At 64.2% G+C, this 13,517-nt stretch carries 16 protein-coding genes; 13 read left to right on the forward strand and 3 right to left on the reverse strand.

The features are described 5' to 3' along the window. Positions 1–3: 3 nt before the first annotated feature. A complete protein-coding gene (locus tag V1289_RS28720; protein ID WP_334400861.1) occupies positions 4–1,764 on the reverse strand; it encodes a methyl-accepting chemotaxis protein in 1,761 nt (586 codons plus the stop codon). Positions 1,765–1,964: 200 nt separating this feature from the next. Between V1289_RS28720 and V1289_RS28725 the strand changes: the two genes are divergently transcribed. The 8 genes from V1289_RS28725 (at position 1,965) to V1289_RS28760 (ending at position 7,612) form a co-directional block, all read left to right on the forward strand. Beyond that, positions 1,965–2,711: a YebC/PmpR family DNA-binding transcriptional regulator gene (locus V1289_RS28725; protein ID WP_334400864.1), complete on the forward strand. Its 747-nt coding sequence runs from the start codon at positions 1,965–1,967 to the stop codon at positions 2,709–2,711. A gap of 193 nt (positions 2,712–2,904) precedes the next feature. Further along, complete coding sequence (ruvC, locus tag V1289_RS28730) at positions 2,905–3,432, forward strand: crossover junction endodeoxyribonuclease RuvC (protein ID WP_334400866.1); 528 nt, start codon at positions 2,905–2,907, stop codon at positions 3,430–3,432. Further along, positions 3,429–4,046 carry a Holliday junction branch migration protein RuvA gene (gene ruvA / locus V1289_RS28735; protein WP_334400868.1) on the forward strand — a complete coding sequence of 206 codons (618 nt, stop codon included), beginning with the start codon at positions 3,429–3,431 and terminating at the stop codon, positions 4,044–4,046. The genes ruvC and ruvA overlap by 4 nt, the downstream gene beginning before the upstream one ends. After that, positions 4,043–5,089, forward strand: coding sequence for a Holliday junction branch migration DNA helicase RuvB (gene ruvB, locus V1289_RS28740; RefSeq protein WP_334400870.1), 1,047 nt, complete (start codon positions 4,043–4,045; stop codon positions 5,087–5,089). Before ruvA ends, ruvB begins: the two co-directional genes overlap by 4 nt. Then, positions 5,089–5,508, forward strand: a complete 420-nt coding sequence (locus tag V1289_RS28745; RefSeq protein ID WP_334400872.1) for an NUDIX hydrolase — start codon at positions 5,089–5,091, stop codon at positions 5,506–5,508. Before ruvB ends, V1289_RS28745 begins: the two co-directional genes overlap by 1 nt. Positions 5,509–5,617: 109 nt before the next feature. After that, positions 5,618–6,529, forward strand: coding sequence for a metallophosphoesterase (locus V1289_RS28750; protein WP_334400874.1), 912 nt, complete (start codon positions 5,618–5,620; stop codon positions 6,527–6,529). An 82-nt stretch (positions 6,530–6,611) separates the two neighbouring features. Further along, a complete protein-coding gene (gene ybgC, locus V1289_RS28755) occupies positions 6,612–7,061 on the forward strand; it encodes a tol-pal system-associated acyl-CoA thioesterase (RefSeq protein WP_334400876.1) in 450 nt (149 codons plus the stop codon). A gap of 83 nt (positions 7,062–7,144) precedes the next feature. Beyond that, positions 7,145–7,612 (forward strand): nuclear transport factor 2 family protein, encoded by a 468-nt coding sequence (locus V1289_RS28760; protein ID WP_334400878.1) that lies wholly within the window; start codon positions 7,145–7,147, stop codon positions 7,610–7,612. Positions 7,613–8,092: 480 nt separating this feature from the next. On the opposite strand, the gene V1289_RS28765 is transcribed toward V1289_RS28760, so the two are convergent. Further along, on the reverse strand, positions 8,093–8,737 hold the full coding sequence (locus V1289_RS28765) for a glutathione binding-like protein (RefSeq protein WP_334400880.1): 645 nt from the start codon (positions 8,735–8,737) through the stop codon (positions 8,093–8,095). A 96-nt stretch (positions 8,738–8,833) separates the two neighbouring features. Between V1289_RS28765 and V1289_RS28770 the strand changes: the two genes are divergently transcribed. Further along, positions 8,834–9,493 (forward strand): TetR/AcrR family transcriptional regulator, encoded by a 660-nt coding sequence (locus tag V1289_RS28770; protein ID WP_334400882.1) that lies wholly within the window; start codon positions 8,834–8,836, stop codon positions 9,491–9,493. A gap of 97 nt (positions 9,494–9,590) precedes the next feature. Beyond that, the gene (locus V1289_RS28775; protein ID WP_334400884.1) at positions 9,591–10,247 is read left to right on the forward strand and encodes a dihydrofolate reductase family protein; all 657 of its coding nucleotides are present in this window, start codon (positions 9,591–9,593) and stop codon (positions 10,245–10,247) included. A gap of 60 nt (positions 10,248–10,307) precedes the next feature. Here the strand turns inward: V1289_RS28775 and V1289_RS28780 are convergent, their stop codons facing one another. Further along, positions 10,308–11,273 carry a 2-hydroxyacid dehydrogenase gene (locus tag V1289_RS28780; protein ID WP_334400885.1) on the reverse strand — a complete coding sequence of 322 codons (966 nt, stop codon included), beginning with the start codon at positions 11,271–11,273 and terminating at the stop codon, positions 10,308–10,310. Positions 11,274–11,364: 91 nt separating this feature from the next. On the opposite strand from V1289_RS28780, the gene V1289_RS28785 reads away from it, so the two are divergent. From V1289_RS28785 to V1289_RS28795, 3 genes are all read left to right on the forward strand, one after another. Next, on the forward strand, positions 11,365–11,673 hold the full coding sequence (locus tag V1289_RS28785; protein ID WP_334400887.1) for a hypothetical protein: 309 nt from the start codon (positions 11,365–11,367) through the stop codon (positions 11,671–11,673). 149 nt (positions 11,674–11,822) lie between these two features. Continuing rightward, a complete protein-coding gene (locus tag V1289_RS28790; protein ID WP_309179883.1) occupies positions 11,823–12,191 on the forward strand; it encodes a YciI family protein in 369 nt (122 codons plus the stop codon). Beyond that, positions 12,188–13,465: an RNA polymerase sigma factor gene (locus tag V1289_RS28795; RefSeq protein WP_334400890.1), complete on the forward strand. Its 1,278-nt coding sequence runs from the start codon at positions 12,188–12,190 to the stop codon at positions 13,463–13,465. Before V1289_RS28790 ends, V1289_RS28795 begins: the two co-directional genes overlap by 4 nt. Positions 13,466–13,517 lie beyond the last annotated feature (52 nt).

Here is a 13,517-nt window from a genome sequence, read left to right on the forward strand (position 1 = left end):
GGGTCACAGTCTGTACGCGGTGCGGAAGCCACCCCAATGGCGGCCGTTGACGCGGACCGGGACGTCGATCTCGCGCATCATGACGGTCTTGCCGTTGCCCATGTCGCGGGCATAGCTCTGGATCAGATAGGTACGCTGATTGCGGCCGGCGGCCAGGCCCGCCGTGTCGTTGAAGATGCGGCGGTTGCGGCTGTTGGCGGTGTTGAAGGCGACGTCGCCGGGGCGCTGCGGGTGCGAGTAGATCTTGTTGTGCACCGGCAGGTAGCCATTGCGATCGATCATCACGCAGAACGCCATGCGCGGATCCTTGGCAAGGAAAGCTTCCTGGAACGGTGGCAGCGTACGATCCGCCCAGTCCAGAATCTTGGTGCGATGCTGGACCGGGTTGGTGCCTGCGATCTCGACATAGTCGGTATCGAACATGTCTTCGATGGAGATGGCGCCGCTTGCGACCCCGCCTTCGAAAATCCTGGTCAGCGCTGCGCCGGCTTCCATGGCGCGGGTGACGAATTCGGTGTTCTCGTCGCGGATCGACCACAATTTGTCTTCGATCTTTTCGCTGAGCTCGGCATTCGGCGCCTCGAACCGTGCCTGCGCGCCCGCGTTGGTGCGTTCGCCGATCCGAATCCTGCAGGCGCCGATGTCCTGCAGCGTCGCACTGAGGCTCTGGTGTTGCGGCAGGCCGTCGGCAGCGGGGCCGCAGACCAAGATGCCTTCCATGGAAATCTCATAGACCGGCGCACTGATCGGGCCGCGCGCGGTCTGGATTTCGATCTTGAGGTTGCAGGGCAGCTTTTCGCCCTTGCGGTGGTCCGTCCGCTCGCCCTGGCGCAGCAGCACGGCGCAGCGCGATTTGAGCTTCTGCGCGAACGTCGTGACCGCCTGGCCCGCTTTGGCGACGTTCTCGCCATGCGCCTCGGCTTCCTTGGTCGCGCTGCCGATCTCGGTGGCGCTGTCGCCGACCGAGACGATGAAATGGGAAGCGGAGGCGGCGTTCTCGGACATTTCGCCGGTGGTCTGGTTCTGCTCGGCCACAGCGCCGTTGACGTTCTCGAATACCGGCCGGATCGCCTCGATCGCCTGCGAAATCCGATGCACCGCATCGACCGAACCCGCGGCATCCTTCTGCAGCGCTTCGATCTTTTTGGTGATCTCCTCGGTGGCGTGCTGGGTCTGCACCGCGAGCGCCTTGACCTCGGTGGCGACCACGGCAAAGCCGCGGCCGGCGTCGCCGGCGCGCGCTGCCTCGATGGTGGAATTGAGCGCCAGCAGCGTGGTTTGCCGCGCAATCTGTGCAATCAGATTGACGACGTTGCCGATGGCGGCGGAGGATTCCCTTAAGCGATCCACATTGGCGCTGGCTTCGCGGGCAGCGTCGCTGGCGAGATCCGCGAGCTTGCCGGCGTCGCGTACCTGCGCTCCTATGCCCTGTGCCGAGTGGGTGAATTTGTCGGCGGCCTGCGAGAATGTCGTCGCCGTGGACTGCGCGGCGCTGGTGCGGCCGGTGAGGGCGTCGGTGCGCTGGCGGATGGTCGATAGTGTTGCCGCGGTCGCTTCGGCGCCGCTGGCGACCGAACCGGCCGCGCGCTCGAGCTGGCGGATCATGGCGCCGAGTTCGAGTTCGAGCAGTTCGAGGATTTCCTTGGCCGAATCACTCTCGGGGGAGGCGGTTGCGCCGGCCACGGCGGCGCTTGCCGGAACCTTGGGTTCGACGGCAGGCGCAGCCGGTTCCGGCACTCGCTTTCGAAACAAACCGAACGCCATGGGAACTCTTAAAAGTTGAAATTGGGTGGGACATCCTCTCATCCGGGCATGAAGTCATGGTTAACAACTGCCTCATATTCCAGCAGGCGGCACTACTTTCATACCCAAAACGGCGTCAAATCTTTGATTTTGGCCGGTCACGGGCTTATAAGGCCGCGCTTTCACCCCCAAATTCCCCTGGCGAATCCAAGAGACCCCGCATGGCCGGCCATTCCCAATTCAAGAACATCATGCACCGCAAGGGCCGGCAGGATGCCCAGAGGTCGAAGCTTTTCGGCAAATTGGCGCGGGAAATCACGGTCGCGGCCAAGATGGGCCAGCCCGATCCGGCAATGAACGCGCGGCTGCGCGCGGCGATCATCTCCGCCCGCCAGGAAAACATGTCGAAGGACTCGATTGAACGCGCCATCAAGAAGGCGACCGGCACTGGCGGCGAACACTACGACGAAATGCGCTACGAGGGGTATGGCCCCGGCGGCGTCGCCGTGATCGTCGAAGCCCTGACCGACAACCGCAACCGCGCCGCTTCCGACATCCGCTCCTACTTCACCAAATCCGGCGGCAATCTCGGCGAAACCGGTTCGGTGGCCTTCATGTTCGATCACACCGGCATCATCGAATATGATTCAAGCGTGGCCTCCGACGATGCGATGCTGGACGCGGCGATCGAGGCCGGCGCCGACGACGTGATCTCGAGCGCGAGCGGCCACGAGATCTATGCCTCGCAGGAAACCTTCCGCGAGGTGGCGAAGGCGCTGGAGGCCAAATTCGGCGAAGCCCGCAAGGCGGCGCTGACCTGGAAACCGCACAACACGGTCGCGGTCGACGACGAGACCGGCGAGAAGCTGTTGAAGCTGATCGATCTGTTGAACGAACATGACGACGTGCAGAACGTCTACGCCAATTTCGAGGTGTCGGACGCGCTAATGGCGAAGATGGGCGGGTGAGGCCACGGTTGCCGCTTCACACTCCGCTGTCGTCGTCCCGCTTGACCGGGCGATCCAGTATTCCAGAGACCGGCGTAAGAGCCGCAACGCCGCGGCGTACTGGATACCCCGCTTTCGCGGGGTATGACGACCCGGCAGGGGATGACGCTCTGTTTATGTTTCGTTCACCGGCCTCTGGCGTTATCACTACGCCATGACATCCCCACCGATTCGCCATCCCGTCCGGATCATCGGCATCGACCCCGGCCTGCGCCGCACCGGCTGGGGCGTGATCGAGACCGAGGGCAACCGGCTGGTCTTCATCGGCTGCGGCTCGGTGGAGGCGCCGGACAATCTGCCGCTGGCAAGCCGGCTATTGGCGATCCATGAGGGGCTTGCCGCTGTGCTCGGCGATTTCAAGCCGGCCGAGGCCGCGGTCGAGCAGACCTTTGTCAACAAGGACGGCGTCGCCACGCTGAAACTCGGCCAGGCGCGCGGGGTTGCCATGCTGGCGCCGGCGATGTTCGGCATCTCCGTTGCGGAGTATGCCCCCAACCAGGTCAAGAAGACGGTGGTCGGCGCCGGCCACGCCGACAAGAACCAGATCGCGGTGATGCTGAGGATATTACTGCCCAAGGCCGAACCGAAATCCGCCGACGCCGCCGACGCGCTGGCGATTGCCATTACGCATGCGCATCACCGCCAGAGCGCATCGCTGCGGCTGAAGGTGGCCGGGCTATGATCGGCAAACTCAAGGGCCTGATCGACAGCTACGGCGAGGATTATGTCATCCTCGATGTCGGCGGCGTCGGCTATCAGGTGCATTGCTCGTCGCGCACGTTGCAGGCGCTGCCGGCGCCCGGTGAGGCCGCGGTGCTGTCGATCGAGACCTATGTGCGCGAGGATCAGATCAAACTGTTCGGCTTTCGCAGCGACATGGAGCGCGAATGGTTCCGGCTGTTGCAGACCGTGCAGGGCGTCGGCGCCAAGGTCGCGCTCGCCGTGCTCTCCACGCTGCCGCCGGCGGATCTTGCGAACGCGATCGCGCTGCGCGACAAGGCCGCGGTGACGCGCACGCCGGGCGTCGGTCCCAAAGTGGCCGAGCGCATCGTCACCGAATTGAAGGACAAGGCGCCGGCGTTCGCCAGTGTCGATCCGGCGCTGGTGCATCTGAGCGGCGCGCTCGACAATGACCGCGCGCCGCGCCCGGTCACCGACGCAATCTCGGCGCTGGTCAATCTCGGCTACGGCCAGCCGCAGGCGGCCGCCGCGATCGCCGCCGCCTCGCGCAGCGCCGGCGAGAAGGCGGAAACCGCGCAACTGATCCGGTTGGGGCTGAAGGAATTGTCGAAGTGAACCCGCCCTCCCGCATCGTCACACCCGAGCGCCGCAGCGACGATGTCGGCGACACCGCGCTGCGGCCGCAATTGCTGTCCGAATTCGTCGGCCAGGCGCAGGCGCGGGCCAATCTTTCGATCTTCATCGAGGCCGCGCGCAAACGCGGCGAGGCACTGGATCACGTGTTGTTCGTCGGCCCGCCCGGACTCGGCAAGACCACGCTGGCGCAGATCGTCGCGCGCGAACTCGGCGTCGGATTTCGCGCCACCTCCGGCCCGGTGATTGCCAAGGCCGGCGATCTCGCCGCACTCCTGACCAATCTCGAAGAGCGCGACGTTTTGTTCATCGATGAAATCCATCGCCTCAGCCCGGCGGTCGAGGAAGTGCTCTATCCCGCGATGGAGGATTTTCAGCTCGACCTCATCATCGGCGAGGGACCGGCGGCGCGCTCGGTCAAGATCGATCTGGCCAAATTCACCCTGGTCGGCGCCACCACGCGCGCAGGGCTGCTCACCAATCCGCTGCGCGACCGCTTTGGCATTCCGGTGCGGCTGAACTTTTATACCGAGGAAGAACTGGAGAAGATCGTCACCCGCGGCGCCCGCGTGCTCAATATCGGCATGACGGCGGACGGCGCCAACGAGATCGCGCGCCGCGCCCGCGGCACGCCGCGGATCGCCGGCCGGCTGCTGCGGCGGGTGCGGGATTTTGCGTCCGCCGCGGACGCCAGTTCGATCGACCGCGCCATCGCCGACCATGCGCTGAGCGCGCTCGAGGTCGACGCCGCCGGCCTCGATGCGATGGACCGGCGCTATCTCACCACCATCGCGATGAACTATGGCGGCGGTCCGGTCGGCGTCGAGACCATGGCGGCGGCGTTGTCGGAGCCGCGCGACGCGATCGAGGACATCATCGAGCCGTTTCTGATCCAGTGCGGTTATCTGCAGCGCACCCCGCGCGGCCGGCTCTTGACGTCGCACGCGTTCCGCCATCTCGGCCTCGCCGAGCCGGCGCGCGATCCCGCCCAATTCGGATTGTTCGGGCAAAGCGAAGAGGAGTGATGATGTCGGGCACCATCGAGATCGTCGCGGCCCTGATCCGTGATCCGGCCGGCCGGGTGTTGCTGGTGCGCAAGCGCGGGACGACGGCGTTCATGCAGCCGGGCGGAAAACGCGATTCCGGCGAAGACGACGTCACGGCGCTGGCGCGCGAAATCGACGAGGAGCTTGGTTGCCGTTTGGTCCCCGACTCGATCCAGCGTCTCGGCGAGTTTGACGCCGTCTCGGCCAACGAGCCCGGCTTTCGGGTCCGCGCATCGCTGTACGAGATCGATGTCACCGGCCACATTGCGCCGCAAGCCGAGATCGAGGCGATGGTCTGGGTCGACCCGGCGGCGCCGGCCGATCTTCCGCTGGCGCCCTTGACCCGCGACCATGTGTTGCCGCTGGCGTCGCAGAGGCGGGCTGCCGGCGCCGTCTGATGGATTGTGTGGCGACGAAGGCGGGCGGCGCTGCTGACATTCTGCACAAACGCGACCCAATTCTGCTTGAATCCCGCATTAGCAAGCACCTGCATCACGATTGGCCGCCATGTTTTCACGACGACAATTCTTTCAGGGTTTGGGTGGCTTGGGTGCGCTCGGCGTCTCCACCGCGGCTTACGGCTTCGGCGAACCGGTGCTCCAGCTTCGGGTCGTGCGCTATCACCTGACGCCGCCGAAATGGCCGGCCGATCTCCAGCTCAAGGTCGCCGTCGTCGCCGACCTTCACGCCTGCGATCCCTGGATGTCGCTGGAGCGGATTCACGCCATCGTCGAACGCACCAATGCGCTCGATGCCGATATCATCGTCATGCTCGGCGACTATGTCGCCGGACATCGCCATGTCACGCGCTTCATTCCCGCCAACGAATGGGCGCCGGTGCTGGCCACCCTCAAGGCGCCGCTTGGCGTGCATGCGATTCTCGGCAATCACGATTACTGGGAAGACAAGACCGTGCAGCGCGAGGGGCGCGGGACGGTCAATGCCCGGCGCGCGCTGGAAGATGCCGGCATCCCGGTTTACGAAAATGACGCCAAACGCCTGAGCAAGGACGGCCATCCGTTCTGGCTGGCGGGTCTCGGCGACCAGCTGGCTTATCTTCCGGCGCGGCATTTCCGTCCCGTTCGGCGCATCGGTGTCGACGATCTCGGCGCGACGCTGAAGAAGGTGACCGACGATGCGCCGGTCATCCTTCTGGCGCATGAGCCCGATGTCGCCGCTCGCGTGCCGTCACGGGTCGCGGTGCAACTGTCCGGCCATACCCATGGCGGCCAGGTGCGCCTCTTGGGCTGGTCGCCGGTGGCGCCGTCCGGACAAAAGCTGACTTATGGCCATCTTCGCATGAACTGCGACATCATCGTCTCCGGCGGCCTCGGCTGCAGCATCATGCCGTTCCGTCTCGGCGTCCCGCCGGAAATCGGGCTGGTCACGCTGGGCAGGTCGGGTCCGACGCTGTCTTAGCCCGCTTTGGGCGCCACTACGCTTGCGCGCCAAACGGATTTTGCGCAAAACGATTGCTTTCCAGGGCGATCGAGGGCCGCAAGTGACTTTTCCCCATCTCGACGGCGAGATCCGCGACGGCCGCCATCACATGCAGATCCGGGTCTATTACGAGGACACGGATTTTTCCGGCATCGTCTATCACGCCAATTATCTGCGCTTCATGGAGCGGGGGCGGACCAATCATCTGCGGCTGATGGGTGCGGAGCAGTGCGCGCTGTTCGAGCAGGCGCAGCAGGAATCGCCGGGCTTTGCCTTTGTGGTGCGCTCGATGGCGATCGACTATTTGCGGCCGGCGCGGATGGATGACGTGCTCGACGTGGTGACGTGGCCGGTGGTGGTGAAGGGCGCCTCGATCACGCTGGCGCAGGAGGTGCGGCGCGGCGATGAAATCCTCGTGAAGGCGCAGGTGCGCGTCGCCTTCATCTCCGAGGGCAAGGCGCATCCGATCCCGAAATCGCTGCGGCTGCTGATGAAGGCCGATGTGATCTAGCTATTGGCCGATAGGCAATCAGCCATCGACTCTGCAAGACGGAGCGGTAGAGTCGCGGCCACACCAACAGCCGAGGCCACTCCATGACACGTCCGCCGCTGCCGCCGTTCACCCGGGAAACCGCCGCCCAAAAGGCCCGCATGGCCGAAGACGCCTGGAATTCGCGCGATCCCGAACGGGTGGCGCTGGCCTATACCGAGGACAGCCGCTGGCGTAACCGCTCCGAATTTTTTGAAGGCCGCGCCGCGATTGTCACTTTCCTCACCCGCAAATGGGAAAAGGAGAAAGACTATCGCCTGATCAAGGATCTCTGGGCGTTCGATCAAAACCGTATCGCGGTGCGCTTTCAATATGAATGGCACGACGCCGCCGGGCAGTGGCACCGCTCCTATGGCAACGAGCAGTGGGAGTTCGACGCGCACGGCCTGATGCGCCGGCGTGAAGCCAGCATCAACGATGTCGCGATTGCGGAGAAAGACCGGCGCTTTCACTGGGCCGCGCCGGGACCGCGGCCGGCGGATGTGCCGGGATTGGGCGAGAGCCCGTTTTAAGGGGACCCTCGAGCGTCGATAATCGAACCGCTCTTCACGGCCCTAGAATGCCACCCCAAACCGTATGCCGCGTCGCCAAACGACGCGGCTTTTCTTTCTCACGCTGCCATAGAGGAATTCGAAACGGTCCGGTATCGAACTCCGACCGCAGACTTCGAGACAGGCGCCACCGGCGGAATAATCGACGACGGTGCAAGTCACGATCGGTTCCTTCGGGCCGAGGATGATCTTTCCCGTTCTCGACATCTGGCCCGACGGCACAACTCTTCTGTACAACCGCGGCTGCGGCATTCTGCTGCTCCCCATAGGTGTGGCACCGTCATACTGCGCACGAAAGCGTAAAGATCGGTACATTTCCCAGCAACAAATTGTCGAAACTTGCGAAATCAAAGATGTGTTAAGCATGAGGCTGGCTGAAATTCGTTGCCCTCGCTTGGGGCGCGAGGACGCCGTCTCGTGGTGTCCCCGCCATTTGCAGCCTTATGCCGCCGCCTTGTGCCGCGCGAGTTCGGCCTTATACAGCTCGAACTCTTCCGCGACCGCTTTCGCGATGCTCGGGCGCGTGCGCAGCCGCTCGTAATACGCCTTCACGGCCGGCCATTTCGCCAGTTCGATCGGCGGCGTCGCCATCGTCCAGTTGATGACGGTGACGAGGTAGGCGTCGGCGACGCTGAAATGGTCGAGCAGGAATTCGCGGCCCTTCAAATAGTTTTCGAGATAGTCGAGCCGCGAAAGGCCCTTGCCGAGGATGTAGGTCTTGACCTCCGGCGACGCCGTCTTGTCGAGCACCGGTACGAACAATCCCTTGTGCAGTTCGGTGCCGATGAAGCAGAGCCATTGGTGCAACTGGCTGCGTTCCATGCCGGGTCCGGTGGCGATGCCGGCCTGCGGAAAGCGGTCGGCGACGTATTGCAGGATCGCCGCGTTCTCGGTCAGCAGCAGCCCCTCGTCGGTGCGTAACGTCGGCACCAGCCCGAGCGGGTTCACTTTGCGGAAATCCGAGCCGTCGTTCTGCACCACCTTGGTCTTGGGATCGACCTCGAGATAGTTGGCCGTAGCACCGGCTTCATACAGCGCGATCCTTGTCGCCAGCGAACAGGCGAGCGGCGAAAAATACAGGTCCATGGGTGCCTCCTTGGTGGTTGGCCCGAGACTTTCGAGCTCGGTTGATTTTTATACTGTTTCGCATATTATAAATCACGTCAAGGGATTTATTGCGAAATGGTACAAAAAACCAAGGAGCCGCTGGCTGCCGCCAAAATCGAGGTCGCGGCCGAGCCAAAACGCCGCGGACGACCGCGCGCCTATCAGCCGGAAATCGCACTCGGCAAGGCGCTCGATCTGTTCCGCAAAGACGGATTTGCGGCGACCTCGCTGGACGATCTCAGCGCCGCCACCGGCATGAACCGGCCGAGCCTCTATGGCGCGTTCGGCGACAAGCGCGAGCTCTACATCAAGAGCTATCAGCGCTACCGCGCCGATGCGCGTGCGGCGATGATCGACATCTTTCGTGACGAACTGCCGATCCGGCAGCGGCTACAGCGCATCTATGCCGTCGCGCTCGATATCTATCTCTCCGGCGAAGCCGGCCCGCGCGGCTGCTTCACGGTGATGACCGCGGCCTCCGAGGCGGTGTCCGATCCCGAGATCCGCGCCATGGTGCTGGAAGGATTTATCGAACTCGACAAGGCTTTTGCGGCCTGTTTCCGCCTCGCGAAGCAGAACGGCGAATTGCCCGCCGGCGCCGACGCCACCGTGCTGGCCCATCTCGCCTCCGCCACCGTCCACACCATCGCGATCCGCGCCCGCGCCCGCGTCCCGCGCAAGGAGCTGGAAGCGATCGTCAACGGCGCGATCGACGTGATGCTGGGCGTGAAATAGCCCGGGCATTTCGCTTCAAAATATTTGCAACATGATTTGTCGGCCCACCGCTTCCCCGTTCGTCCCCGGAGGTGGTTCACGATGAAAGAGAGACACAATGGGAAAAGTAAGGGCTTCCGCGTTCTCGGTATCGCTCGACGGATTTGGGGCGGGTCCAAATCAGGACCTGGAGCATCCATTTGGTGTTCCCGGTATTGAGGTGACCAATTGGATGCGCAAGACACGGATGTTTCATGAAATGATCGGCCAGGAGGGCGGAACGACCGACACCGACGATCACATCGCCCGAACGTCGATGGAAAATTTGGGCGCATGGATCATGGGGCGAAACATGTTCGGCCCGATCCGCGGCCAATGGCCCGACCACTCCTGGAAGGGCTGGTGGGGAGACAATCCGCCCTACCACGTGCCGGTGTTCGTCCTGACGCATCATCCGCGCCCTTCCATCGAGATGGCAGGCGGCACCGTGTTTCACTTCGTGACCGACGGTATCGAGGCGGCGCTAAAGCGGGCGGCAGATGTGGCCGGTGGCAAGGACGTTCGCATCGGCGGCGGTGTCTCCGTTGTCAGACAATATCTGCAGGCAGGTCTGCTCGACGAACTTCATCTGGCCGTTTCTCCGGTCCTTCTGGGGAGGGGAGAGAACCTGTTCGCGGGGCTCGACTTGCCGGCGCTGGGCTTTGTCTGTGCCAAGAGCGTTGCGGGAGCGAACGCGACCCACGTCACTGTACGGCGACGGACCGCGATGGCGTGACGCGAAGTGCGCGAACATACACAGATGTCGTCCCTGCTTTCGCAGGGACGACAGTGAGTATCAATACCCCCGTCCGCGATCGACGATGTTCTCCAGCGCGCCGCCGGCCTCGAAGCGTTCGATCTGCTGCGCGACATATTTCGAGATTTCGTCCGCGTCGGTGTCGGCCGCATTGTGCGGCGTCAGCACCACCCTGGGATGGCTCCAGAACGGACTGTCCGTGGGCAGCGGCTCGGTGGCGTAGACGTCGAGCGAGGCCGCGCCGAGCGTGCCGTCATCAAGGCATTGCAGGATGTCGGCCTCGTTTTGCAGGCCGCCGCGTCCGGCGTTGATCAGGACCGGCGCGCCCATCGGGCTCTTGCGGTTGAGCTTGGCGAACAGGCCGCGACCCAGAACGTGCCGCGTTTCCGGCGTCAACGGCAGCAGGCAGACCAGGATGTCGGTCTGGAGCAGGAACGGTTCGAGCAGCGCTTCGCCGTGAAAGCATTCGACGCCGTCGATCCGCTTCGGGCTCCGGCTCCAGCCCACGACACGAAAGCCGATCCGCCGCAGCACCTCGGCCGCGTCCGCCCCGAGCGTGCCCAGCCCCATGATGCCGACCGTGATGGCGCCGGCCGCCCATTGCGATTTCGGCGCCCAGCGTTTTTCGCGCTGCGACTCCCGTAAGTACAACTCCTGCCGGTGATGCATCAGCACATGCAGCACGACATATTCCGTCATCCGCGCGGTGAGATCGGAGACCGCGACCCGCACCAGCGGCACGTCGGGCAGCGACTTGTCCGCCATCAGCGCGTCGACGCCCGCGCCCAGATTGAAGATGACGCGCAGATGGGGGAATGCGGCCAGTTCGCCCGGCTGCGGCTTCCACACCGCGGCGTAATGGACCGCGGCGGGATCGAACGAAGCGTCCGGCAACAGCAAAACCGGCCGGTCCCGGCAGACCTCATCGAATCGGGCCTTCCACCGCCGTGGCGACCAGTTTTCAGTCCCGCCATGCACCAGCAGAGCGAGCGCACCTTTACCCATTCCAACACCTTCCGCACCCAGCGTGACCTGCGTCACATTACGAATTGAACCGTTGCTTTAGCCTCCTTTCGTCAACGAGGGGAGACCTCCGATGCGCAAATTGATCCTGATATCCGCTTTCGTGCTGGCCTCGATGTCGGCTCACGCCGGCGAGAGCCGCAACATGACACTGGCCGCCAATGATGAGACCAGGGCCGTCGAGACCGCCAAGCCGCAAGACACCCAGGCTCAGCAGACCAACGCCCAAGAATCCAATGCTGACGTCAAGACCGACGCCGCCAAGCCGGAAGGCTCCAGGCATTACGCCTCCAGGCAGGCTGGGAAGTCCCATGTGCGGGGCTATGAGGCCGACGAGGCCAAGGCGCGCCGGATCGCCGCCCGGTACGGCGTCTACTGGTAATCCGTAAGTTTTCCATCGTTGCGGCGATGCTCCGCCTGGCGTCTTGCTGACGGAACAATCACCGCGACGTGCGACTGAAAATTTCTTACCGCATCTGTCGGCTGCGGGCATAATCGTTCGTCCTAGAGACAACGGAGATGCCGCATCCCATGCTGTACGCCATCCTTTGCTATCACGACGAAGACTTCACCGGCTCCTGGACCAAGGAACAGGACGCCGCGGTGATGCAGAAACTCGCCGTCGTGCAGGACAAATTGACCAAACAGGGCCGGCTCGGTCCGGTGGCGCGGCTGTTGCCGACGACATCGGCAACCACGCTGCGCAAGGACGACCCGCCGATCGTGCTCGACGGCCCCTTTGCCGAGACCAAGGAACAATTGCTCGGCTTCTACATCGTCGACTGCAAGAACCTCGACGAGGCGCTCGACGTCGCCCGCGATCTCGGCAAGGCCAATCCCGGCGGCGCCTATGAGATCCGCCCGGTCGGGCTCTTGAACCCCGGGAGCCTCGCGACGTGACCGACACCGCCTGGATAGATGCCGCGTTGACCTCGGCGCGTCCCCAGGCGGTCGGCGCGCTGCTGCGCTATTTCCGTAATCTCGACACCGCCGAGGAAGCATTCCAGAACGCCTGCCTGCGCGCGCTCAAAAGCTGGCCGCAGAACGGCCCGCCGCGCGATCCCGCCGGCTGGCTGATCATGGTCGGGCGCAATGTTGCGATCGACGATATCAGGCGCGGCCGCAAGCAGCAGCCGCTGCCCGAGGACGACCAGGCGATTTCCGACACCGACGACGCCGAGGCTGCGCTCGCCGAACGGCTCGACGGCTCGCATTATCGCGACGACATTTTGCGGCTGCTGTTCATCTGCTGCCATCCGGATTTGCCGGCGACGCAGCAGATCGCGCTGGCGCTGCGCATCGTCTCGGGGCTGACGGTCAAACAGATCGCGCGCGCCTTCCTGGTCTCGGAAGCCGCGATGGAGCAGCGCATCACCCGCGCCAAGGCCCGCGTAGCCGAAGCCAGCGTGCCGTTCGAGACGCCGGGCGCGGTGGAGCGTAGCGAGCGGCTGTCGGCGGTGGCCGCGATGATCTATCTGATCTTCAACGAGGGCTATTCGGCCAGCGGCGATACCGCAGAGATCCGCAGCCCCCTGTGCGAGGAGGCGATTCGCCTGGCGCGGCTGTTGCTGCGGCTGTTCCAGAGCGAGGCCGAGATCATGGGGCTGACAGCGCTGTTGTTGCTCCAGCATGCCCGCGCCGCGGCACGATTCGACCAGGACGGCGCGGTGATCCTGCTCGACGATCAGGACCGTAGCCTGTGGAACCAGAAGACGATCGCCGAAGGGCTGGCGCTGATCGACAAGGCGATGCGCCATCGCCGCAGCGGGCCCTACCAGGTCCAGGCCGCGATCGCGGCCTTGCACGCCCGCGCCGAAAAACCTGAGGATACCGACTGGACCCAGATCGACCTGCTCTATGGCGCGCTCGAGATCATGCAGCCGTCGCCGGTGGTCACGCTCAACCGCGCGGTCGCGGTCTCCAAGGTGCGGGGGCCGGAGGCGGCGCTTCAGATGATCGAGCCTTTGGCGCCGCGGCTGTCGAATTACTTTCATTTCTTCGGCGTGCGCGGCGCGTTCCTGATGCAGCTCGGCCGCAATGACGAAGCCCGGGTAGCCTTTGACCGCGCTATCGCGCTGGCCCACACGTCAGCCGAAGCCGCCCATATCCGGATGCATCTCGACCGCCTGATGCGCGACAGCCAGCCGCGCGGCGGCAAAATTTCAAAAAAATAATTCGCCCCCTGTCGGATTTCGCTCCGCCCATTCGTCCTAGGGGCAGAGCAAC

Source organism: Bradyrhizobium sp. AZCC 2289 (assembly GCF_036924615.1).
Lineage (GTDB): Bacteria > Pseudomonadota > Alphaproteobacteria > Rhizobiales > Xanthobacteraceae > Bradyrhizobium.

Excerpts from the sequence above, each read along its gene's own strand:
- V1289_RS28750 (WP_334400874.1), top strand. The coding sequence starts at position 5,618 with ATGTTTTCACGACGACAATTCTTTCAGGGTTTGGGTGGCTTGGGTGCG.
- V1289_RS28780 (WP_334400885.1), bottom strand. The coding sequence starts at position 11,273 with ATGGGTAAAGGTGCGCTCGCTCTGCTGGTGCATGGCGGGACTGAAAAC.
- V1289_RS28720 (WP_334400861.1), bottom strand. The coding sequence starts at position 1,764 with ATGGCGTTCGGTTTGTTTCGAAAGCGAGTGCCGGAACCGGCTGCGCCT.
- ruvA (WP_334400868.1), top strand. The coding sequence starts at position 3,429 with ATGATCGGCAAACTCAAGGGCCTGATCGACAGCTACGGCGAGGATTAT.
- V1289_RS28760 (WP_334400878.1), top strand. The coding sequence starts at position 7,145 with ATGACACGTCCGCCGCTGCCGCCGTTCACCCGGGAAACCGCCGCCCAA.
- V1289_RS28770 (WP_334400882.1), top strand. The coding sequence starts at position 8,834 with ATGGTACAAAAAACCAAGGAGCCGCTGGCTGCCGCCAAAATCGAGGTC.
- V1289_RS28765 (WP_334400880.1), bottom strand. The coding sequence starts at position 8,737 with ATGGACCTGTATTTTTCGCCGCTCGCCTGTTCGCTGGCGACAAGGATC.
- V1289_RS28775 (WP_334400884.1), top strand. The coding sequence starts at position 9,591 with ATGGGAAAAGTAAGGGCTTCCGCGTTCTCGGTATCGCTCGACGGATTT.
- V1289_RS28745 (WP_334400872.1), top strand. The coding sequence starts at position 5,089 with ATGATGTCGGGCACCATCGAGATCGTCGCGGCCCTGATCCGTGATCCG.
- V1289_RS28725 (WP_334400864.1), top strand. The coding sequence starts at position 1,965 with ATGGCCGGCCATTCCCAATTCAAGAACATCATGCACCGCAAGGGCCGG.
- ruvC (WP_334400866.1), top strand. The coding sequence starts at position 2,905 with ATGACATCCCCACCGATTCGCCATCCCGTCCGGATCATCGGCATCGAC.
- V1289_RS28785 (WP_334400887.1), top strand. The coding sequence starts at position 11,365 with ATGCGCAAATTGATCCTGATATCCGCTTTCGTGCTGGCCTCGATGTCG.
- V1289_RS28790 (WP_309179883.1), top strand. The coding sequence starts at position 11,823 with ATGCTGTACGCCATCCTTTGCTATCACGACGAAGACTTCACCGGCTCC.